24 protein-coding genes are annotated in these 22,196 nt (G+C 41.3%); 23 read left to right on the plus strand and 1 reads right to left on the minus strand.

Translation table 11 applies throughout. The annotated features are described in order from the left end of the window. Positions 1-13: 13 nt before the first annotated feature. The 5 genes from plsX to rnc all read left to right on the plus strand — a co-directional run bounded on the left by plsX (position 14) and on the right by rnc (position 3,905). On the plus strand, positions 14-1,009 hold the full coding sequence (gene plsX / locus IQ283_RS17550) for a phosphate acyltransferase PlsX (RefSeq protein ID WP_194221393.1): 996 nt from the start codon (positions 14-16) through the stop codon (positions 1,007-1,009). A gap of 2 nt (positions 1,010-1,011) precedes the next feature. Continuing rightward, on the plus strand, positions 1,012-1,953 hold the full coding sequence (gene fabD, locus IQ283_RS17555) for an ACP S-malonyltransferase (protein WP_194221394.1): 942 nt from the start codon (positions 1,012-1,014) through the stop codon (positions 1,951-1,953). A gap of 3 nt (positions 1,954-1,956) precedes the next feature. Further along, positions 1,957-2,697 carry a 3-oxoacyl-[acyl-carrier-protein] reductase gene (gene fabG / locus IQ283_RS17560; protein WP_194221395.1) on the plus strand — a complete coding sequence of 247 codons (741 nt, stop codon included), beginning with the start codon at positions 1,957-1,959 and terminating at the stop codon, positions 2,695-2,697. A 67-nt stretch (positions 2,698-2,764) separates the two neighbouring features. After that, on the plus strand, positions 2,765-2,998 hold the full coding sequence (gene acpP, locus IQ283_RS17565) for an acyl carrier protein (RefSeq protein WP_048309824.1): 234 nt from the start codon (positions 2,765-2,767) through the stop codon (positions 2,996-2,998). 115 nt (positions 2,999-3,113) lie between these two features. After that, positions 3,114-3,905 carry a ribonuclease III gene (rnc, locus tag IQ283_RS17570; protein ID WP_194221396.1) on the plus strand — a complete coding sequence of 264 codons (792 nt, stop codon included), beginning with the start codon at positions 3,114-3,116 and terminating at the stop codon, positions 3,903-3,905. A 46-nt stretch (positions 3,906-3,951) separates the two neighbouring features. Here rnc and IQ283_RS17575 read toward each other — a convergent pair whose 3' ends face one another. Beyond that, entirely contained in the window at positions 3,952-4,176 is a 225-nt protein-coding gene (locus IQ283_RS17575) for a DUF1128 domain-containing protein (RefSeq protein WP_194221397.1), read from the minus strand. A 245-nt stretch (positions 4,177-4,421) separates the two neighbouring features. Between IQ283_RS17575 and smc the strand changes: the two genes are divergently transcribed. From smc to topA, 18 genes are all read left to right on the plus strand, one after another. After that, on the plus strand, positions 4,422-7,985 hold the full coding sequence (gene smc / locus IQ283_RS17580) for a chromosome segregation protein SMC (protein WP_194221398.1): 3,564 nt from the start codon (positions 4,422-4,424) through the stop codon (positions 7,983-7,985). Between the two features lie 18 nt (positions 7,986-8,003). Continuing rightward, on the plus strand, positions 8,004-8,999 hold the full coding sequence (gene ftsY, locus IQ283_RS17585; RefSeq protein ID WP_194221399.1) for a signal recognition particle-docking protein FtsY: 996 nt from the start codon (positions 8,004-8,006) through the stop codon (positions 8,997-8,999). 101 nt (positions 9,000-9,100) lie between these two features. Further along, positions 9,101-9,430: a putative DNA-binding protein gene (locus IQ283_RS17590; RefSeq protein ID WP_194221400.1), complete on the plus strand. Its 330-nt coding sequence runs from the start codon at positions 9,101-9,103 to the stop codon at positions 9,428-9,430. 12 nt (positions 9,431-9,442) lie between these two features. Continuing rightward, complete coding sequence (ffh, locus tag IQ283_RS17595) at positions 9,443-10,792, plus strand: signal recognition particle protein (protein ID WP_194221401.1); 1,350 nt, start codon at positions 9,443-9,445, stop codon at positions 10,790-10,792. Positions 10,793-10,875: 83 nt separating this feature from the next. After that, positions 10,876-11,148: a 30S ribosomal protein S16 gene (gene rpsP / locus IQ283_RS17600; RefSeq protein ID WP_098443358.1), complete on the plus strand. Its 273-nt coding sequence runs from the start codon at positions 10,876-10,878 to the stop codon at positions 11,146-11,148. A gap of 82 nt (positions 11,149-11,230) precedes the next feature. After that, positions 11,231-11,458, plus strand: a complete 228-nt coding sequence (locus IQ283_RS17605; RefSeq protein ID WP_194221402.1) for a KH domain-containing protein — start codon at positions 11,231-11,233, stop codon at positions 11,456-11,458. 376 nt (positions 11,459-11,834) lie between these two features. Beyond that, a complete protein-coding gene (locus tag IQ283_RS17610; RefSeq protein ID WP_194221403.1) occupies positions 11,835-12,251 on the plus strand; it encodes a YlqD family protein in 417 nt (138 codons plus the stop codon). Continuing rightward, complete coding sequence (gene rimM / locus IQ283_RS17615; RefSeq protein ID WP_194221404.1) at positions 12,248-12,763, plus strand: ribosome maturation factor RimM; 516 nt, start codon at positions 12,248-12,250, stop codon at positions 12,761-12,763. The genes IQ283_RS17610 and rimM overlap by 4 nt, the downstream gene beginning before the upstream one ends. 1 nt (position 12,764) lies before the next feature. Then, positions 12,765-13,496: a tRNA (guanosine(37)-N1)-methyltransferase TrmD gene (gene trmD / locus IQ283_RS17620; RefSeq protein WP_194222285.1), complete on the plus strand. Its 732-nt coding sequence runs from the start codon at positions 12,765-12,767 to the stop codon at positions 13,494-13,496. A 127-nt stretch (positions 13,497-13,623) separates the two neighbouring features. Next, on the plus strand, positions 13,624-13,968 hold the full coding sequence (gene rplS / locus IQ283_RS17625; RefSeq protein WP_098443362.1) for a 50S ribosomal protein L19: 345 nt from the start codon (positions 13,624-13,626) through the stop codon (positions 13,966-13,968). A 172-nt stretch (positions 13,969-14,140) separates the two neighbouring features. Then, positions 14,141-14,704 carry a signal peptidase I gene (gene lepB, locus IQ283_RS17630; protein WP_194221405.1) on the plus strand — a complete coding sequence of 188 codons (564 nt, stop codon included), beginning with the start codon at positions 14,141-14,143 and terminating at the stop codon, positions 14,702-14,704. 50 nt (positions 14,705-14,754) lie between these two features. Continuing rightward, entirely contained in the window at positions 14,755-15,603 is an 849-nt protein-coding gene (gene ylqF / locus IQ283_RS17635) for a ribosome biogenesis GTPase YlqF (protein WP_194221406.1), read from the plus strand. A gap of 51 nt (positions 15,604-15,654) precedes the next feature. After that, complete coding sequence (locus IQ283_RS17640; protein WP_194221407.1) at positions 15,655-16,434, plus strand: ribonuclease HII; 780 nt, start codon at positions 15,655-15,657, stop codon at positions 16,432-16,434. A gap of 65 nt (positions 16,435-16,499) precedes the next feature. Beyond that, positions 16,500-16,676: a hypothetical protein gene (locus tag IQ283_RS17645; protein ID WP_206759488.1), complete on the plus strand. Its 177-nt coding sequence runs from the start codon at positions 16,500-16,502 to the stop codon at positions 16,674-16,676. 294 nt (positions 16,677-16,970) lie between these two features. After that, on the plus strand, positions 16,971-18,131 hold the full coding sequence (sucC, locus tag IQ283_RS17650; RefSeq protein ID WP_194221409.1) for an ADP-forming succinate--CoA ligase subunit beta: 1,161 nt from the start codon (positions 16,971-16,973) through the stop codon (positions 18,129-18,131). A 16-nt stretch (positions 18,132-18,147) separates the two neighbouring features. Beyond that, positions 18,148-19,056 (plus strand): succinate--CoA ligase subunit alpha, encoded by a 909-nt coding sequence (gene sucD, locus IQ283_RS17655; protein ID WP_194221410.1) that lies wholly within the window; start codon positions 18,148-18,150, stop codon positions 19,054-19,056. Between the two features lie 85 nt (positions 19,057-19,141). After that, a complete protein-coding gene (dprA, locus tag IQ283_RS17660) occupies positions 19,142-20,038 on the plus strand; it encodes a DNA-processing protein DprA (RefSeq protein WP_194221411.1) in 897 nt (298 codons plus the stop codon). A gap of 71 nt (positions 20,039-20,109) precedes the next feature. Next, positions 20,110-22,182, plus strand: coding sequence for a type I DNA topoisomerase (topA, locus tag IQ283_RS17665; RefSeq protein ID WP_194221412.1), 2,073 nt, complete (start codon positions 20,110-20,112; stop codon positions 22,180-22,182). Positions 22,183-22,196 lie beyond the last annotated feature (14 nt).

The raw sequence follows: 22,196 nt of genomic DNA on the forward strand, positions 1-22,196 counted from the left end.
AAGTTGTTTGAAAATGAGACTTGCAATTGACGCAATGGGTGGAGACAACGCACCTGATGCCATCATAGATGGTGTATATGAAGCAATTGAAGCATTTAGTGATTTGTCTGTAACGATTGTAGGAGACGAAACTAAAATCAATCCGCTATTAAAAGGAAACATGGATCGAATCACGGTATTACATACGGAAGAATACATATCATCAGACGATCAACCAGTAAAAGCTGTTCGACGAAAGAAAAACGCTTCGATGGTTTTAGCCGTGAACGAAGTAAAGGAAGGTCGGGCAGATGCGGCTATATCAGCTGGTAATACTGGTGCGTTAATGGCAGCAGGATTGCTTTACCTCGGCCGTATTAAGGGCATTGATCGTCCAGGATTAGCTCCTACGCTCCCAACAATTGACGAAGCTGGTTTTGTGCTACTTGATGTTGGCGCCAATATGGATGCGAAACCAGAGCACCTTCTCCAATACGCTCATATGGGCTCGGTTTATGCAGAGAAAGTACGAGGTATCGAGAACCCTCGCATAGGTCTTTTGAACATTGGAACAGAAGAAGGTAAAGGGAATGAGCTAAGCAAACAGGCCTTTTCACTGCTTCAAGAAAGTGGATTGAACTTTGTTGGAAACGTAGAGTCAAGGGACATTCTTGGTAATGAAGCGGATGTCGTCGTCTGTGATGGGTTCTCAGGGAATCTAGTATTAAAGACGATTGAAGGAACGGCTCTCACAATGTTTAAGATGCTAAAAGAAGAGCTCACAAGCTCATTTACAAGTAAATTAGCAGCAGGAGTATTAAAACCGAAGCTGAAGAATTTAAGTACGAAGCTAGATTATTCAGAGTACGGTGGCGCAGGCTTATTTGGTCTAAACGCTCCTGTTATTAAAGCGCACGGATCTTCAAATGGAAGAGCTGTTTTCAGTGCGATTAAACAAGCTAGAACGATGGTCACTGGAAATGTTGTGACCGCCATTCAATCATCTCTTGTTAAAGAGGAAGGAGAGTAATTATGGGTAAAACAGCCTTTTTATTCCCCGGCCAAGGTTCACAGGCAGTCGGGATGGGACAGGATTTTATGGAAGCTTATTCTGTATCGAAAGATGTATTTACAGAAGCGGATCATCGCCTAAACTTTGAATTAACTAAATTGATTATGAACGGTCCAATTGAGACGCTAACGAGAACGGAAAATGCACAGCCTGCTCTTGTGACAACGAGCGTAGCAGTTCTTGAAGCTCTTCGCGAAAAAGGCATTACAGCTGATTATACGGCTGGTCATAGTCTTGGGGAATATTCTGCCCTCGTCGCTTCAGGTGCTCTATCCTTTTCCGATGCCGTTTTTGCGGTTAGAAACCGGGGGCTTTATATGGAAGAAGCAGTTCCTTCAGGTGAAGGTGCAATGGCAGCGATTATGGGAATGGAGCGAGAGGAGTTACAACAAGTAGTTGATGAGGTATCGGCTTCTACTGATACTGTGCAGCTTGCAAACCTAAATAGTCCTGGACAAATTGTCATTTCAGGCGCCAAAGCAGGTGTTGAGAAAGCTTCAGAAGTAGCAAAAGAGAAGGGCGCTAGGCGGGTGATTCCACTTCAAGTAAGTGGGCCGTTCCACTCTAGTCTTATGAAGCCTGCTGCAGATCAGCTATCTGGCATACTTGAAGCAATTGATATAAAGGATGCATCGATTCCGGTCATTGCTAACGTAACGGCTGAACCATCTACTTCTGCTGAAGAGATTCAGAACCACTTATTGGAGCAAATCTATTCACCCGTTCTATGGGAAGATACGGTAAGAAAACTAATGGACCTTGGTGTTGATACGTTTATTGAAATTGGTCCAGGTAATGTTCTTTCAGGTCTAGTCAAAAAGGTTAACCGTCGTGCATCTGTTCATGCAGTCGGAACTCCAGAACAACTCGATCAACTCATTGCTAAGTTAGGAGAGGAATAAACGATGGCTGAAAATAAAACGGCTCTAGTAACAGGAGCCTCCCGAGGTATTGGACGCGCAATTGCATTAGAGCTTGCTAAAGAGGGCATGAACATAGCTGTCAATTATGCAGGAAGTGAAGCGAAAGCAAATAGCGTTGTAGACGAAATTAAAGCAGCTGGTGGAAATGCGATTGCGATTAAAGCAAACGTAGCAAGCATGGAAGAAGTTCAGGGCATGATTAAGGAAGTTGTTTCAACTTTCGGAAGTCTTGAGGTGCTTGTGAATAATGCCGGCATTACACGTGATAATCTCATTATGCGTATGAAGGAAGAAGAGTGGGATTCCGTTATCGACACAAACTTAAAAGGTGTCTTTAACTGTACGAAGTCCGTTACTCGTCAAATGATGAAACAGCGTTATGGTCGCATTGTAAACGTAGCATCTGTCGTTGGTGTAGCTGGGAATGCAGGTCAAGCTAACTATGTAGCAGCGAAAGCAGGCGTAATCGGTTTAACGAAAACAACTGCTAAAGAGCTTGCTAGTCGCAACATTACGGTTAATGCTCTTGCGCCTGGTTTCATCGAAACTGATATGACAGACGAACTTTCTGATGAAGTGAAAAGCGGAATGAAAGGTCAAATTCCACTTGGAAGACTCGGTGCAGCTGAGGACATCGCTAAAGCAACGAAATTTCTCGTTTCTGACGATGCCAATTATATTACAGGTCAAACGCTTCATATTGACGGCGGCATGATCATGTAACTTTTTCAACAACATCTAGTTTTTTTGTTTTATATATCCTATAATAGCTTGAGGGGAGGTGAGTCTAATGGCAGATACACTAGAGCGTGTAACAAAAATTATTGTTGATCGTCTTGGAGTTGAAGAATCTGAAATTAAACCAGAAGCTTCTTTCAAAGACGACCTTGGTGCCGATTCCCTTGATGTAGTGGAATTAGTCATGGAACTTGAAGATGAATTTGATCTTGAAATTTCCGATGAAGATGCTGAGAAAATTGTAACAGTTGGCGATGTAATTGATTACATAAACAGCCATCAATAATCTTCAGGATCACCCTGAAGTTGTGGAATAAACCTCGCTAGCCTGGGGGTTTATTCCTCTTAATGATTAAAGCTCCAGAGTACAAAGAGGATAGTGATAAGTCGTGGAGGTATCTATGTCCAAATCAAAACATTCACCAAAAACGAGAGCCAGACGTTTCAAACCTAAGCATTCACGACAACTCGTGGTTGGAGAGGCAATCAGATCGCAATTCACTGCTTTTCAAAAGGAAATTGGTGTATCGTTCGAAAATGAACAGCTTCTTTTTCAAGCTTTTACCCATTCATCCTATGTGAATGAGCATCGACTGCATCCGCAGATGGATAATGAACGTCTTGAATTTCTTGGAGATGCCGTACTTGAGCTTACGATATCAAGATACTTATATGAAAAGTACCCGAATATGAGTGAAGGCCAGCTAACGAAGCTAAGAGCCGCAATTGTTTGTGAACCATCACTTGTTCAGTTTGCAAATGACATGAATTTTGGACATCTCGTGCTTCTTGGCAAAGGAGAAGAGATGACGGGTGGTAGAATGCGCCCTGCCCTTCTTGCTGATGTATTCGAGTCATTCGTCTGTGCTTTGTATCTTGATCAAGGTCTTGAAGTCGTCTTTGAATTTCTTGAGAAGTTTGTTTATCCCAAAATTAACGCCGGTGCTTTTTCTCATGTGATGGATTATAAAAGCCAGCTTCAGGAAGTTATTCAGCGTGAAAGCCTTGGCGTGATTGATTACGTTATTACCGATGAAAAAGGACCCGCACATAACAGAGAGTTCTCCTCGAAAGTTATGTTAAATGGAAGTGATCTTGGTGTTGGGGTCGGACGCTCAAAGAAAGAAGCCGAACAAATGGCTGCTCAAAAAGCACTTATAAACTTAAAAGATCGTAATGAAAAAGAATCCTGATCCCAGGATTCTTTTTCATTAGATTCATTCTCTTTTAACTAACGATTTAGGATGCGCGCAATTTGCCTAGTTCAGCTAAGATTGCCTGCATTTCTGCAACACTAAGTGATTGTTTTTTGTTTAACATCACATAGATTTCATGAATATCTTCATAAGAAGATAAATCGAATGATTCTGGCTTAATCATGCCAGAATTGATCACCTGCATTTTTTCTTTAATGCTCTCGACCATAAATGCTAGATTTTCTTCAGATTTAATGGAAAGATCCATTCGTAACACCTGCCTTATTCATTTGACTTAATTAATGACGACATGTCGCCATGCTATGTACCATTTCCCAATTAAGTAACAATGAGAGAATCATTGTCTTGCTTTAGGGTTTTCCTTATTGTAACATGTCTCAGCTCAGTATCGTAGAGGTCATTGTTTTATGATAAAATAAGACAGTTAGTGATAAAAGTAAACCAAACGTTTTGATTCGCATACATAGATGAAACAGATGAGGGGGAAAGATGATGTTCCTCAAACGATTAGATGTAGTCGGCTTTAAGTCATTCGCCGATCGTATTTCAGTTGAGTTTGTCCCAGGAGTAACATCAGTTGTCGGCCCGAACGGGAGCGGCAAAAGTAATATAAATGACGCCATTCGCTGGGTACTTGGTGAACAATCAGCCAAGTCACTTAGAGGCGCTAAAATGGAAGATATCATTTTCGCAGGTAGCGATACGAGAAAAGCGGTCAACTTAGCAGAAGTAACGCTTACGCTTGATAATACAAATCAATATCTACCGATTGACTATAATGAGGTTAGTGTCACAAGACGTGTATATCGATCAGGAGATAGCGAGTATTTATTAAATAACCAAACATGTCGTTTAAAAGATATCATTGAGCTCTTCATGGATTCTGGGTTAGGGAAAGAATCATTTTCCATTATTGGTCAAGGTAGAATTGAAGAGATTCTTAGTAGCAAATCTGAAGAACGTCGCAAGATTTTTGAAGAAGCTGCGGGCGTGTTGAAATATAAAACCCGCAAGACGAAGGCGGAAACTCGTTTAAAAGAGACGGAAGATAACCTCCATCGCGTCGAGGATATTCTTTATGAGCTGGAGGATCAAGTTGAACCACTCCGCATGCAGGCATCGATCGCCAAAGATTACTTGCAAAAGCGAGAAGACTTGGAAAAGATTGAAGCGGCACTAACGGTTCATGAAATTGAAGAGTATCATCAATCATGGAAGCAAAAGAAAGCTGAATTGGATTCGTTAAAGGAGAGAGAAAGCAGTCTCGGCGATTCCATTAAGGTTAAGAAAGAAGAGCTAACGAATATCAGATTGAAGCTTGATCAGTCTGAGAGTAATTTAGAAGCTTATCAGCAGCAGCTCCTTGATACGAGTGAAGAGTTAGAGAAGCTTGAAGGAAAGAAAGAAGTGCTTAAGGAACGGAAAAAAAATGCGCATCAAAATCGCACTAATTTGAGTGAGCGTATTACGTTTTTACAAGAGAAAAAAAGTTATTATGAGAAAGAAATTGAGCATCACTATAAACGCTTTGATCAGCAAAAGAAAGAATTAAGTGACTTAAAGGCCAGTCTTAAAAAAGAAACAGAGCTTCTTTCTGATATTGAGCAAGACATTGAACAAGAACTTGATCGTATGAAATCGGATTACTTCGAGCTACTTAACGAACAAGCGTCGATTCGAAACGAAAACCGCTATCTTCAAGATCAGCTTTCTGTTCTTAATCAGCGTAAGGAGCGACTGGATGGAGATAATCATAAATACATTGAAGAACGAAGCGCTGTGGACGAAAAGAAAGAGGAGCGTTCTGCAAAGTTAGCCGAATCCAAGAAGCTACTTGAAGCGCACGTGTCACGCTTTTATAAAAGCAAGCATGACGTGGAAGAGAAAAAGAAAGAGCTTGGTGAGAAAGAATCTAAGCTTTATCAAGCTTATCAATATATTCAACAATATAAGTCTAAGAAAGAAATGTTAGAAGAAATGCAGGACGATTATGCTGGTTTCTTCCAGGGTGTTAAAGAAGTACTCAAAGCTCGCGAAGACCTTACCGGGATTGAAGGGGCAGTTGCGGAACTAATAACAGTACCTAAAGATGTAGAGACAGCGCTTGAAACGGCCCTTGGCGGTGCGATGCAGAATGTCGTTGTTCGTGATGAGGCTGCAGGAAGACAGGCGATCTCATTCTTGAAGAAGAACCGTTCCGGAAGAGCCACCTTCCTTCCACTCTCAGTCGTGAAATCAAGAAAAATTTCGAACTATGATTTAGAACGTGTTAAGCAAAATGAAGCTTTCGTAGGCGTGGCTTCCGAACTCATCACGTACGATCCGAAGTACCAGGCAGTGATGGAGAACTTATTAGGCTCTGTTCTCGTAGCTAAAGACCTAAAGGGTGCAAACGAACTTGCAAAAATCATGCAATATCGAACGCGCATCGTAACCCTTGAAGGAGATGTGGTTAATCCAGGCGGTTCTATGAGCGGAGGTAGTGTTAAGCAAAAATCATCATCGCTTCTAAGTCGTCAGCGAGATCTTGAACTACTGATCAACAAGCTTGATGATATGCAGAAGAAGACCGCTGTAGCCGAGCAGGAGATTAAGCAGGATAAAGCAATATTAGCTGATCTTGAAGAGAATCTTGATGAAATGCGTGAACGAGGAGAGAATCTTAGACTTGAAGAACAGTCTCTTCTTGGTGATTTGAGAGCAATTGAAGGAGACGAACGGAACACAAACGAACGTCTGCAGCTATACGATCGAGAGAAGAAAGCGATCGATGAGGAAGTAGAAACTCATCAGAAGCGGCACGTGTATTTGACCGAACGTCTTGAGGTGATTACTCAACAAGCAGAAGAACTTGAGGGTAAGATCGAGAACCTGACTGCTAAGAAACAAACGCAGCAAACGTCTCGTGAGACGATTCAAACTGAGATAACAGACCTTAAAGTGAAAGTGGCGGAGCACCAGCAATCATTCCAGAATCAGAAAGAGACGCTGGACCGCTTAACGTCTGAACAAAATGAAACGAATGCTCAGCTAACCGAAACAACCGAAGAATTTACGCTCCTATCAGAAGCAATGTCTTCCAATTCTAATGGTGAGGAGAAGCTTGACCAAAATATCGTCTCATTCCGATCTGAGAAAGAGAAGCTTCTTACAACACTACAGAATGAACGTGAAGTGAAGGTATCTTTACAACAGGAGATTGAATCTATCAGTAGCAAGCTCGATCTATTAATCGCAGAGGAAAAGCAGCTTTCGGGATTAATGCAGGCCGTTGAGGTGCGGATTAACAGACTTGATGTAGAACTTGAGAACAGGTTAGCTATTTTAAGTGAAGAGTATGGACTGACTTATGAAGCGGCGAAAGAAAAGCACATTCTTACACTGGAACCTGAAGATGCTAAGCGTAAGCTAAAGCTCATTAAGCTAGAAATTGATGAGCTTGGTACCGTTAATCTTGGTGCGATAGATGAGTATGAACGAGTGAATGATCGCTATACGTTTCTTAGTGAACAGCAAGCGGATCTTCTTCAAGCGAAAAAAACATTGTATGATGTGATCGAGGAAATGGATCAAGAAATGAAAAAGCGCTTTGAAGATACATTTACTAAAATACGAGCGCAGTTCCAAATTGTCTTCAAGGAATTGTTTGGTGGAGGTAAAGCAGATCTCGTACTAACGGATCCGGATAATCTTCTTTCAACAGGCGTGGATATATTAGCACAACCGCCAGGGAAGAAACTTCAACATTTAGCGCTTCTATCGGGAGGAGAACGAGCTTTCACGGCCATCGCTCTCTTATTCTCGATTTTAAAAGTTCGACCTGTTCCGTTTTGCGTTCTGGATGAAGTAGAAGCAGCGCTAGACGATGCGAACGTCAATCGATTTGCGAAATATTTAAAGCAATTTAGTGAAAAAACGCAGTTTATTGTGATTACACACAGAAAAGGTACAATGGAAGAGTCTGATGTTCTATATGGCGTTACAATGCAAGAGTCAGGTGTATCTCGACTCGTTTCCGTTAGACTTGAAGAATCGAAGCAATTAATATCGCAATAATGAGTAGGGGGATTAAACGTGAGTTTTTTTAAAAAGTTAAAAGACAAGTTCACAACACAAACAGATGAAGTAAGCGGGAAATTTAAAGACGGTCTTGAGAAAACACGAACGTCTTTCTCAACAAAAATGAATAACCTCGTAAAAAACTATCGCAAAGTTGATGAAGATTTTTTTGAAGAGCTAGAGGAGCTTCTTATCAGTGCCGATGTCGGTGTTGCGACTGTAATGGATCTCATTGACGTATTAAAAGATGAGGCGAGAACGCGTAACATTAAAGATACGAAAGAACTGCAAAGCGTCATTTCAGAAAAGTTAGCAGAACTTCTTCATAAGTCCGATGAAGATGGCTCTCTTAATGTACAAGAAGAAGGTTTAACGGTTTTCTTGTTCGTTGGAGTTAATGGGGTAGGAAAGACAACTACTATTGGAAAGCTCGCACATAAGTTTAAACAAGAAGGAAAGAAAGTGGTTCTTGCAGCGGGGGATACGTTCCGAGCAGGAGCAATTGAGCAATTAGAAGTATGGGGTGAACGAGCTGAAGTTGATGTAATAAAACACCAAGCAGGCTCAGATCCAGCAGCAGTTGTTTTCGATGCTGTTCAATCTGCTAAATCACGGAACGCAGATATATTGCTTTGTGATACAGCGGGGCGTCTTCAGAACAAAGTAAACCTTATGAATGAGCTCGAAAAAGTAAAACGTGTGATTCAACGTGAAGTACCATCGGGTCCACATGAGGTGATTCTTGTTCTAGATGCTACTACAGGACAGAATGCGATGAGTCAGGCGAAGCAATTTGGACAATCAACAGACGTGTCTGGCATTGCGTTAACCAAGCTCGATGGAACAGCAAAAGGTGGAATCGTGCTTGCCATTCGACACGAACTTGATATCCCTGTTAAACTCGTAGGCCTAGGGGAGAAAATGGATGATTTGCAGGAGTTTGATCCTGATACATTCGTATACGGACTCTTCTCCTCTATCATTGAAGAAGAGGAAGAAAACGAAGAATAAATTCTAAATTATTTGTGTTAAGAAAAAATCTTGACAAATAAAATGACGCATAGTAATATAATTAACGTAAAGGTGATTACCTTAACAAGGGGCTGTTAACAATGCTAGAGAAAACGATGAGAATTAACTCGTTATTCGACTTTTATCAGTCGCTTTTAACACCGAAACAACGTAATTATATGGCATTGTATTACCTTGATGATTATTCACTTGGTGAAATCGCAGAAGAATTTCAAGTTAGCCGTCAGGCTGTCTATGATAACATTAAGCGAACTGAACAAATGATAGAAGAATATGAAGCAAAACTGTTGCTATTCGAGCGTTATATCAAAAGGCAAGAGCTGTTAGAAAAGCTTAGAGAAGCGATCGCGAGTGAGAATGAACACTCGAAGGCGCTGCCGTTGATTACATCGCTTGAAAAACTGGATTAGGAGGCGGCGAACATGGCATTTGAAGGGTTAGCCGACCGACTGCAAGACACCCTGCAGAAAATACGCGGTAAAGGGAAAGTAACGGAAGCTGACGTCAAAGAAATGATGCGTGAAGTAAGGTTAGCCTTGCTTGAAGCCGATGTTAACTTTAAAGTCGTAAAACAGTTTATCAATAAGGTCAAAGAGCGCGCCGTCGGACAGGAAGTTATGAAAAGCCTGACGCCAGGGCAGCAGGTCATTAAAGTCGTTAATGAAGAGCTGACAGCGCTAATGGGTGGCGAACAGAGCAAAATTGCTGTTTCAAGTCGCCCGCCGACTGTTATTATGATGGCCGGACTACAGGGTGCAGGTAAGACGACTACTGTCGGGAAGCTTGCAAACCATTTACGTAAAAACCACAACCGTAAACCACTATTAGTAGCGGCGGATATATATCGTCCTGCTGCGATTAACCAGCTTGAAACGCTTGGTAAACAACTTAGTATGCCGGTGTTCTCGATGGGCGATCAGGTTAGTCCGGTTGAGATTGCAACTAAAGCAATCGAAAAAGCAAAAGAAGAGCATCTTGACTATGTCATTATTGACACAGCCGGTCGATTGCATATTGATGAAAATCTAATGCAAGAGCTAAAAGATGTTAAAGAAGCTGTTACGCCTGACGAAGTTTTCCTTGTCGTTGATTCAATGACAGGACAGGACGCTGTGAATGTAGCCGAAAGCTTTAATGATGCGCTTGATATAACAGGTGTCATTCTAACAAAGCTTGATGGTGACACGCGCGGTGGTGCTGCACTTTCGATCAAGTCTGTAACAGATAAACCGATCAAGTTTGCTGGTATGGGTGAGAAGCTCGATGCACTTGAACCGTTTCATCCTGAGAGAATGGCATCGCGAATTCTCGGAATGGGAGACGTTTTAACGCTCATTGAAAAAGCCCAGACTTCAGTAGATGAAGACAAAGCAAAAGAACTTGAGAAAAAGATGCGAACGATGAGCTTTACGTTCGATGATTTCCTTGATCAGCTTGGTCAGGTTCGAAGCATGGGACCGCTTGATGAATTGATGGACATGATTCCTGGAATGAATAAAAAAGCCATGAAAAATGTCAGTGTTGATGAGAAGCAAATTGGCCGAGTTGAAGCCATTATTCAATCCATGACAACACGCGAGAAAGAAGAGCCTGATCTCATCAATGCGAGTCGCAAAAAAAGAATTGCCGTCGGTAGTGGAACATCTGTGCAAGATGTCAATCGTCTCTTGAAACAATTTGATGAGATGAAGAAGATGATGAAACAGATGACCAACATGTCTAAAGGCGGTAAGAAAAAAGGTAAGGGCATGAATTTCCCATTCATGCAATAAAAATGAAGTAAATTTTCTCTTTACAAGAGTATAAATTTATGATATTATATTTATTTATGTGAATATTTTTGGAGGTGAAACACATGGCAGTTAAAATTCGTTTAAAGCGTATGGGTGCTAAAAGAGCTCCTTACTATCGCGTAGTTGTTGCTGATTCACGTGCACCACGTGACGGACGCTTCATCGAGGAAATCGGTACTTACAATCCGGTTGCTAATCCAGTTGAAGTGAAAATCAACGAAGAGAAAGCTCTTGATTGGATGCTTAAAGGCGCTAAGCCTTCTGATACAGTACGTAACTTATTCTCCACTGCAGGTCTTATGGAGAAGCTTCACAACGCAAAAAACACAAAGTAATTTAACACCTTAGAGGAGGCTTTCTTGAAAGCCTCCTTTGGTGTATCTAGGTCCATCATTTTTAAAAAGGTGGTAGAGTATAATGGAAGCCCTGGTTGAAACAATTGTAAAAGCTCTTGTCGATTATCCTGATGAAGTTCGTGTTGAAAAAGAAGAGACAAGCAGTTTGGATATATACAAGCTTCACGTTCATGCAGAGGACACAGGAAAAGTGATTGGGAAGCAGGGAAAGGTCGCTAGATCAATTCGTACGGTGATGAACGCCGCCGCTGTTCAGTCCAATAAACGTGTACAGTTGGAGATACTTTAGGGGGAGATGAAACTCCTCTTTTTTTGTTTTGGCTCACTCGAATGAAACTTTCAATTCACGTGCCTTTCACCAGATTCATAATCCATATCTAACGTTTATAAAAATTCTCATTGTTCGTAAGGCTCTTTTTTTATGATAAGCTATGTTATCTTATAGTGATGATATCTCGATTTTTGGCTCAATCGAATGAAATATCTGTTTCACTCGCCTTAGCCAAAAATCAACAACATTTATTAACATAGCCTTATGAGAAAGTGGATTTAACATCAAATACGAAGGCTTTCCTTTTAAAAGACTTGGCCAGAAGCCAGGTTTTTCTATTGCATCTATTTATCATGTGAAAATCAGGTCCTATTTACATATGGAGGGCAGCGAGATGAAAATCATTGTAACGTATGATGTGAAACAAATTTTAACTGAAGAAAGCCGGGCTTCCTATCTAGATGAATGGCAAAAAGAACATGCCTCTCTTCTGCGGGAATGTGATCATCTTCAATTTGAAATGAAGCGCCTGCAAAAAAAACGCCCTTCTGATCAAAAGTGGATAGCTGATCAATTTGATAAAGAAATTCGGACAAGATCTGAACGAATGTCATTCCTTGATTTCAAAATGGATCAACTTGATCAGTTGACTTTAGGGTCTGAAATTCACGACGGTGAAATTCAATCCATTCAGGAAGTTCAAATTGGCGACGAGTGGCATGGAAGAGAGCAAAAAGGTAAAATAGTCGTAAAAGATGGGGTTGTGCAAAGCATCGTCCCTGACTCAAAAGGAAAGGATATTATGATATGACAGAATGGCTTAATGTAGGAAAGATCGTGAATACACATGGCGTGCGAGGTGAAGTACGCGTTATTTCTAGAACTGATTTTCCAGAGGAGCGTTATGCAATAGGCAACAAGCTGTACTTGTTTAAGGATGATGAGCCTGTAACTTTAACCGTTTCATCACATAGAAAGCATAAGCAGTTTGATTTGCTTACATTTGAAGGGTTTCACAATATAAACGAAGTACAGCACATGAAAGAAGGTATTCTGAAAGTAAAGGAAGATCAAGGAGGAAAGCTATCAAAAGAAGAATTCTACTACCGTGATATTATCGGGCTTGAAGTTCATACTGAAGATGGCGAGTATCTTGGTAAGGTAAAAGAAATTCTTTCACCAGGAGCAAATGATGTTTGGGTTGTTCAAACTGCTGGCGGGGGTAAGGATCTTTTGTTACCATACATCGAGCAAGTGGTGAAACAGGTCGATTTAAGTGAAGGGAAAATTACCGTTCATTTAATGGAAGGACTTCGTGATTAGCATGAAGATTGATGTGCTTTCGCTGTTTCCTGAAATGTTCTCAGGTGTATTTAATCATTCGATTCTAAAGCGTGCTCAGGATAATGGGGCTGTGACTTATAATGTGACCAATTTTCGTGACTATAGTTCGAATAAGCACAAAAACGTTGATGATTATCCTTACGGCGGGGGAGCCGGTATGGTGTTGACGCCTCAACCGGTTTTTGATGCTGTCGCCGATCTTTCAGCAGGAAAGCATCCTCGCGTCATTCTGATGTGTCCTCAAGGAGAAAGGTTTACACAAAAGAAAGCGGAAGAGCTTGCGAAGGAAGATCATCTTATTTTCATTTGCGGTCATTATGAAGGGTATGATGAGCGTATTCGAGAAAATCTAGTAACGGATGAGATCTCCATTGGTGACTTTGTCTTAACAGGAGGAGAGCTTGGAAGCATGGTCGTTATTGACAGTGTTACAAGGCTTCTCCCTGGAGTACTAGGTAATGATACATCAGCTCCTATGGATTCGTTTAGTAGTGGTTTACTAGAGCACCCTCACTACACACGCCCTGCTGAGTATGCTGGGTTAAACGTGCCTGATGTGCTTCTATCAGGAAATCATGAGGCTATTCGTAAGTGGCGTCTTAAGGAATCGTTAAGGCGCACGTGGAATAGAAGACCGGATCTTCTTAGAGAGAAAGACTTGACGAAGGAAGAAGAGAAATTTCTTCAAGATATTAAGCGAGAAAAAGAGTGAATTCATTCTTGTAATCTAAAAAGTGCTATGCTATGATAACAGTTGTGGCATTAGTCACGTTATTACGATGTTCCGCTGTAATGAAAGATTATTTATATGAGCATCTGTGTGGAAGGAGGGTTACTTGATGCACAAGTTAATCCAGGATATCACAAAAGACCAACTTAAGTCGGATCTTCCTAATTTCCGACCAGGAGATACTGTGAAAGTTCACGTTAAAGTTGTCGAAGGTACTCGTGAGCGTATCCAGTTATTCGAAGGTGTTGTGATTAAACGACGTGGTGGCGGAATCAGTGAAACATTTACAGTTCGTAAGATTTCTTACGGAGTAGGTGTTGAGCGTACATTCCCTGTACATTCACCGAAAGTTGCTAAGCTTGAAGTTGCTCGTCGCGGTAAAGTTCGCCGTGCTAAGCTATACTACTTGCGTGCACTTCGTGGTAAAGCCGCTCGTATTAAAGAAATTCGATAAAGTTAGACGCGAAAGGGAGCTTGCATTGTCAGGCTCCTTTTTTCTATTGAAAAAAACTCATGTGAAATAAGTAACTTTCTATGATAAAATAAAGCGGGTTATAAAGGTTTGTAGGAAAGGCTAGAGGGGAAAGAAATAGGTAAAAAAGACCCTTTCATTAGGAGGAACGAGCATGAAAAGCACCAGATCAGCAGAGAAGAAAGATTCCTGGGAGTGGATACGCGCACTCATCATTGCTTTTATTCTAGCAGGAGCCGTTCGCTATTTTATTTTTGCTCCCATTGTTGTTGATGGCGAAAGCATGATGCCGACATTACAGGATCGTGATCGGATGATTGTGAACAAAATCAGTTATAATATTGGTGATGCTGAACGTTTCGATATCATTGTATTTGAGGCACCTGAAGGTAAAGATTATATTAAACGAGTGATTGGTCTCCCTGGAGATAAGGTGGAATACAAAGGCGATATGCTTTACGTAAATGGTGAAGCGGTTAAGGAGCCCTATCTAGAACCATATAAAGATGATTTGTTAGAAGGGAACTTAACGTACGATTTTGACTTAACTGGTGTAACTGGTGAAGCTACTGTTCCAGAAGGACATTTGTTTGTGATGGGTGACAATCGACAGCATAGTAAAGATAGTCGTTCCATTGGCTTCGTTCCTGTTGAAAAAGTTGTCGGAGAAGCAAACGTTATTTTTTGGCCCTTAAATGATATACAAGTAATGGAGTGAGGATCTAGAATTTTTTGATACCTCATGATTTGAGAATAGGTGGAGATGGCATGACGATTCAATGGTTTCCCGGACATATGGCAAAAGCACGCCGGGAGATTACCGAGAAGCTTAAAATGATTGATGTTGTAATTGAACTAGTGGATGCACGCATCCCGCTTGCTTCAAGGAATCCGATGATTGATGAAATAGTTTCTTCAAAGCCAAGGTTAATTTTGCTTAATAAAGCAGATATGGCGGATGATCAGAAAACAACTGAATGGAAACACTATTTTCAATCGCAGGGACATAAAGCATTGGCAATTGATTCGCAAACCGGTAAAGGTGTGAAAAGTATTCCTGCAGCTGCAAGAGAGCTGATGAGTGATAAGATTGATCGGATGATCGAGAAAGGCATGAAGCCGCGTGCGGTTCGGGCCTTAATCTTAGGAATTCCTAACGTTGGGAAATCTACTTTGATCAACCGTTTAGCGGGGAAGAAGATTGCTAAAACGGGAGATCGACCAGGTATTACGAAAAAGCAGCAGTGGATCAAAGTAGGCGATGAAATGGACCTTCTCGACACGCCAGGTATTTTATGGCCTAAGTTTGAAGACCAGATAACCGGATATAAACTGGCTGCTACCGGAGCGATTAAAGATGAAATCCTGGATTTTCAGGATATTTCGGTGTATGTGCTCAAATTCATGAGTGAATATTATCCCAATCGCCTGAAGGATCGCTACCATCTTGAGGATATACCTGAAGATGTTGTAGAGTTGTTTGATGAAATTGGGAAAAAACGTGGCTTTTTAATGAGTGGCGGCTGGATTGATTACGATAAAACAGCTGAAACCGTGCTTCGTGAGCTTCGAAGTGGTAAATTGGGCGATGTGACACTTGAAACGCCAGAAAGGTAAGGCCATGAGCCTTACCTTTTTTAAATGAACTGAAGAGAAAGAGGAGATTCAATGAGTGAAAAACTAAAGTCAATTAAAGAAATTACCCAAATGTTGAAGCAAGGGCAATATACAAACGATGATTGGGAAGAATGGAAACAGGATACACGCAAAGGGGTGATGAGCTTAATTGCTAGAGAAGGAAAGAAAGAGCAAGAAAAAATAAAAATACTTCAAATGCATGAAGAGATGAGCGTCTTAGAAGCTCATTACAGAGAACAAGGTCGTCTTGCTATAGCAGGAGTCGATGAGGTGGGAAGAGGCCCTTTAGCAGGCCCTGTGGTTGCTTCAGCGGTCATATTAAACCCTGATGTACCTATTCTTGGGCTACAGGATTCAAAAAAACTGTCTCATGCGAAACTCAATGACTTATTTGATCAGATACATAAGGATGCTATTTCAATTGGAGTTGGCGTTGTCAGCTCAAGCGAAATTGATGAATTAAATATTTATCAAGCAACCAAAAAAGCAATGCAACAAGCCGTTGAGGGATTGAACGTCCAAGCTGATTTCTTACTAGTGGATGCCATGCACATACCACTAAAAATCGATCAGGAATCGCTCATTAAAGGTGACGCGAGAAGTGTTAGTATTGCAGCAGCCTCAATCGTTGCGAAGGTGACACGTGACCGCATGATGGTAAAATTAGCAGAAACTTATCCTCAATATGGATTTGAGCGACATGTGGGGTATGGAACGAAAGAACATCTCGCTGCTCTTGATCAATATGGTGTCACGGATGCACATCGGAAATCATTTGCTCCTGTAAGAGATCGCCTAGGCTTGCATTAAATTGTGTATGAATAGGCTGAAACAGTTGATACTATACCTATTCTAGTGTGAAGGAGCAATCATTTGTGAAAGATCCAGGACGTCCAGACAAAAACGACTCGTTTTATGAAGAAGCCGGAGAAGAATTTGGAGTTTACACACCTGCGGCCGCAAGAGAATTAACGATTACGGATCATAAAAAAAGAGAGCAAGAGAACTCACCTAAAAAAGCAGGAAGAGACGAACAGGAAGAGGGGAGATAGTCCCTCTTCCTGTTTTTTTTGTGTAATTTTGGTCATAAATCTTGCTTCATCATTAAAAAGTAGAAAGTTTCGAATATCGGTGAGACTCATGCAGAGAGTTTTGCGAAAAGTGGCAATTTTTTATCTGAAAAAGAGCGAAACAATCGCCATACAGCCACTTTACTGGATAAATTGGAACAATATTTGCAAGAAAGAACAGAGACTTTATGCAAAAGGGTAGACAATCGGTGTGAATTTTCTATACAATGAAAACGTCGTCAAAGATTTGATTGACTAGGATAGGAGGATGAGAGAATGAATATCCATGAATATCAAGGAAAAGAAGTCCTAAGAAGCTACGGGGTATCAGTCCCTAATGGACAAGTCGCATACTCCGCGAAAGAAGCTGTGGACGTTGCAAAACAATTAGACAGCAAAGTTTACGTTGTAAAAGCACAAATCCACGCAGGTGGTCGAGGAAAAGCTGGCGGTGTTAAAATTGCCAAGAACCTTGAGGAAGTTCGTACATACGCTGAGGAAATCCTCGGAAAAACACTTGTTACTCATCAAACGGGACCAGAAGGTAAGGAAGTAAAGCGCTTACTTATTGAAGAAGGTTGCGATATTAAACAGGAATATTACGTTGGTCTAGTACTTGACCGTGTAACGTCACGAGTGGTCATGATGGCATCTGAAGAAGGCGGAACTGAAATTGAAGAAGTGGCTGAACACAGCCCAGAGAAAATCTTCAAAGAAGTGATCGATCCAGCTGTAGGTCTTCAGGGTTACCAGGCTAGAAGACTAGCATTTAATATTAATATCCCGAAAGAACAAATCAATAAAGCAGTGAAGTTTATGCTTGGTTTATACAAAGTTTTTGTAGAAAAAGATGCTTCAATTGCGGAAATCAATCCTCTTGTAACAACTGGGGATGGGAACGTAATGGCTCTTGATGCTAAATTAAACTTTGATCCAAATGCGCTCTATCGCCATAAAGATATCCTTGAACTTCGTGATCTTGATGAAGAGGATTCAAAGGAAATCGAAGCATCAAAATATGAGCTTAGCTACATTGCTCTTGATGGTAATATTGGCTGCATGGTTAACGGTGCAGGGCTTGCAATGTCTACGATGGATATTATCAAGCATTACGGCGGCGACCCCGCTAACTTCCTTGACGTTGGGGGCGGCGCAACAGCTGAGAAAGTAACGGAAGCCTTCAAAATTATCCTATCAGACAAAAATGTTAAAGGTATTTATGTAAACATTTTTGGTGGAATTATGAAGTGTGACGTTATTGCTGAAGGTGTTGTAGAAGCTACGAAGCAAGTAGGTCTTGAAATTCCGCTTGTTGTTCGTCTTGAAGGCACAAATGTTGATCTTGGAAAGCAAATCCTGAAAGATTCTGGATTAAATATTACCGCTGCTGAGTCTATGGCTGACGGCGCGGAAAAAATCGTTTCATTAGTGAAGTAGAAAGGCGGGACTAGGAATGAGCGTATACATTAATCAAGATACAAAAGTCATCGTTCAAGGAATTACAGGATCAGTTGGTTTATTTCATACACAGCAAATGCTTGAGTATGGTACGAAAATTGTTGGTGGTGTAACGCCAGGTAAGGGCGGTACTGAAGTGGAAGGCGTTCCCGTATTTGATACAGTTGAGCAAGCTGTTCAAAAAACTGGCGCTAATGCTTCGGTCATCTATGTTCCGCCTGCTTTTGCAGCAGATGCGATCATGGAAGCGGTAGACGCTGAAATGGACCTTGCGATTTGTATTACGGAAGGTATTCCTGTCATCGATATGGTGAAAGTAAAGCGTTATATGGAAGGAAAGAAAACACGTCTTGTAGGACCGAACTGTCCTGGTGTGATTACTCCTGATGAATGTAAAATTGGTATTATGCCTGGATACATTCACAAAAAAGGTCACGTAGGAGTGGTTTCTCGTTCTGGTACATTAACGTATGAAGCTGTTCATCAGCTTTCTGAATCAGGAATCGGTCAATCCACTGCTGTTGGAATCGGCGGAGATCCTGTTAACGGAACGAACTTTATCGATGTCTTGCAAGCTTTCAACGAAGATGAAGATACGTACGCCGTCATTATGATCGGCGAAATCGGTGGTACGGCAGAAGAAGAAGCGGCAGAATGGGTGAAAGCAAACATGACAAAGCCTGTCGTTGGATTTATCGGTGGCCAAACGGCGCCTCCAGGAAAGCGCATGGGTCATGCGGGTGCAATTATTTCTGGCGGTAAAGGGACAGCTGACGAGAAGATCAAAACAATGGAGTCGTGCGGAATTAAAGTCGCACCTACACCTGCTGTAATGGGCGAAACGCTCATCTCTGTTCTTGAAGATAAAGGATTACTAGAGAAGTGCACAACACATAAGGCTTAATGGTAATAGCTCCCGTTCGGGAGCTATTTCTCTTATACATAACGAGAAAATAATACATTTTAATGCTGATAGGGGAGAGGCATGGTTGAGAACGTTTAGAAGCCGGTTAATTCAGTTACATCAGTGCCGAGGAACTGACTGGAAAGTGCTGCGTTCATTTCTTACATTTGACCCAACGCTTCAAAGCATATATGATATGTCTGCTACTCAGTTAAGACAATTTCACATACCAGGGGAGCATGCGAGCTTATTATATGAAGATCTTCATATGAAAAAACCATGGAGGATTTCTCATATTAAAGCAGGGGAAATTCGGGCTATTACGAGATTTGACGAAGCATACCCTGAAAGGCTTTCGCATATTTATGATGCACCGTGGGTTATATATTGTATCGGTAACACCGCGCTTCTTAATGAACAACGAGCCCTTAGTGTCGTCGGATCAAGAAATCATTCGCGTGATGCGGAAGCGATGATGAAACTTATTTTAACGCCAATCGTAACGAGAGGTTGGACGATCGTAAGTGGTCTTGCTCTCGGTGTTGATACTCTTGCACACCGGATCGCGCTTGATCACGATGCAGGAACGATTGCCGTCCTTGGAAGCGGGTTTAAGCATATTTACCCTAAAGAAAATCAGCTGCTTGCTTCAATTATTGCAAGTAAGGGTCTTCTTCTTTCAGAATATCCACCAGATAGGGGACCAGAAAAACATCAGTTTCCTGAGCGGAATCGAATTATTAGCGGATTATCGCTTGGAACGTTTATTGTAGAAGCAAGAAAACGAAGTGGTTCGCTCATTACTGCTGATCAAGCGATGGATCAAGGACGAGAAGTTTTTTGCTTACCAGGCAGAATGACTGACTCGTATTCAGAAGGAACAAATCGACTTATTCAGCAGGGGGCCAAGCTAGTATTAGAAGCAAAAGATATACTTGATGAATTACCGAATTTTCATGAAAATGAAACTAGCACTATTTGACAAACGAGTTTTGACTATTTAATAATAAGGAAGATTTTAAAATTTACCTCAATGGGGGGAGGAAACGTATTGTGGCAGATTATCTAGTTATTGTTGAATCTCCCGCTAAAGCAAAAACAATTGAAAAATATTTAGGAAAGAAATATCAGGTGAAAGCCTCATTAGGTCATGTCATTGACCTGCCAAGAAGTCAGATGGGCGTTGATGTGGAAAACAACTATGCTCCTAAATATATAACAATACGCGGGAAAGGCCCTGTCCTTAAGGAAATTAAAGATGCAGCAAAAAAAGCGAAGAAAGTCTATCTCGCAGCTGACCCCGATCGCGAAGGGGAAGCGATTGCGTGGCATCTAGCTCACAGTTTGAAGATTGATGAGCAAACGGAATGCAGGGTCGTATTTAACGAAATTACAAAAGATGCGGTAAAGGATGCTTTCAAGCAGCCGAGACCAATTAACATGGATTTAGTGGATGCACAGCAAGCGCGTCGAGTACTTGACCGTCTTGTTGGGTATAACATCAGTCCATTATTATGGAAAAAAGTGAAGAAAGGCCTAAGTGCTGGACGAGTTCAATCCGTTGCAGTTCGCCTTATTATTGAAAGAGAGAAAGAGATTCAGAATTTCCAGGCAGAAGAATATTGGAAAATCAAAGCTTCTTTCGAAAAAGATGGAGAGCAATTCGAAGCTGGGTTTTACGGAGTAGATGGAAAGAAAACAGATCTTCAATCACGTGAAGACGTCGACAATGTGTTAAAGCGCATTGAAGGAGATCAGTTTGAGATCCAATCCGTTCAAAAGAAAGAACGTAAGCGAAACCCAGCCCTTCCATTTACTACATCTTCTCTTCAACAGGAAGCAGCAAGAAAGTTAAACTTCAGAGCGAAGAAAACAATGATGCTTGCTCAGCAGCTTTACGAGGGGATTGCGATTGGTAAACAAGGTACAGTCGGTTTAATTACGTACATGAGAACTGACTCAACACGCATCTCTGAAACAGCGAAGGATGAAGCGAAGGAATACATTCAAGGTAAATATGGAGACACATACTTATCGGGTAAAAAGCCTGCTAAGAAACAGTCAGGTAAATCACAAGATGCTCACGAAGCGGTTCGACCGACATCGGTTATGCGTGATCCATCTGAGATGAAGGCTTACTTAAAGCGCGATCAGCTTCGTTTATACAAGCTCATTTGGGAGCGTTTTGTAGCCAGTCAGATGGCACCGGCTATTATGGACACGATGAGTGTAGATCTTGAGAACAACGGAACGATCTTCCGTGCGACTGGTTCTAAAGTGAAATTTAAAGGGTTTATGAAGGTGTACGTTGAAGGAAACGACGACAATAAAAAGGAAGAAGATAAAATGCTTCCTGACCTTGAAGAAGGCATGGATGTTTCTACATCAGAAATTGATCCTTCTCAGCACTTCACACAGCCACCGCCGAGATATTCAGAAGCTCGCCTTGTTAAAACAATGGAAGAGCTCGGTATAGGGCGCCCTTCTACTTACGCTCCTACGCTTGATACGATTCAACGTCGAGGGTATGTGGCGTTAGAAGATAAGAAATTTGTGCCAACTGAGCTCGGTGAAATTGTATTAGAACTGATTTTGGAGTTCTTCCAGGATATCATCAACATTGAATTCACTGCGGGATTAGAAAATGATCTTGACAAAATTGAGGATGGCGATGCAGAATGGATTTCTGTCATCAATGAATTTTATCAAAACTTCGAAAAGCGGCTGAAAGTAGCCGAGGAAGAAATGAAGGAAGTCGAGATTAAAGATGAACCCGCTGGAGAAGATTGTGAGAAGTGTGGTTCACCTATGGTCATCAAGATGGGACGCTATGGGAAATTCATGGCTTGCTCAAACTTTCCTGATTGCCGTAATACAAAACCAATCCTTAAAGAAGTTGGCGTTACCTGTCCGAAGTGTAAAGAAGGTAATGTTGTAGAGCGAAAAAGTAAAAAGAACCGTCTTTTCTATGGTTGCGATCGTTTTCCGGAATGTGATTTTCTTTCATGGGATAAACCAATCAAAAGACCATGTCCTAAATGCGGTGATTTACTTGTCGAGAAGAAAACGAAGAAAAAGAAAGAAATCAAATGCGTAAACTGCGATTTCGTTGAAGAAGAAAACTAGTAAGGGGTTATGGC

Origin of the sequence: Pseudalkalibacillus hwajinpoensis, from assembly GCF_015234585.1 — a bacterium.
GTDB classification, from domain to species: domain Bacteria; phylum Bacillota; class Bacilli; order Bacillales; family Guptibacillaceae; genus Guptibacillus; species Guptibacillus hwajinpoensis_B.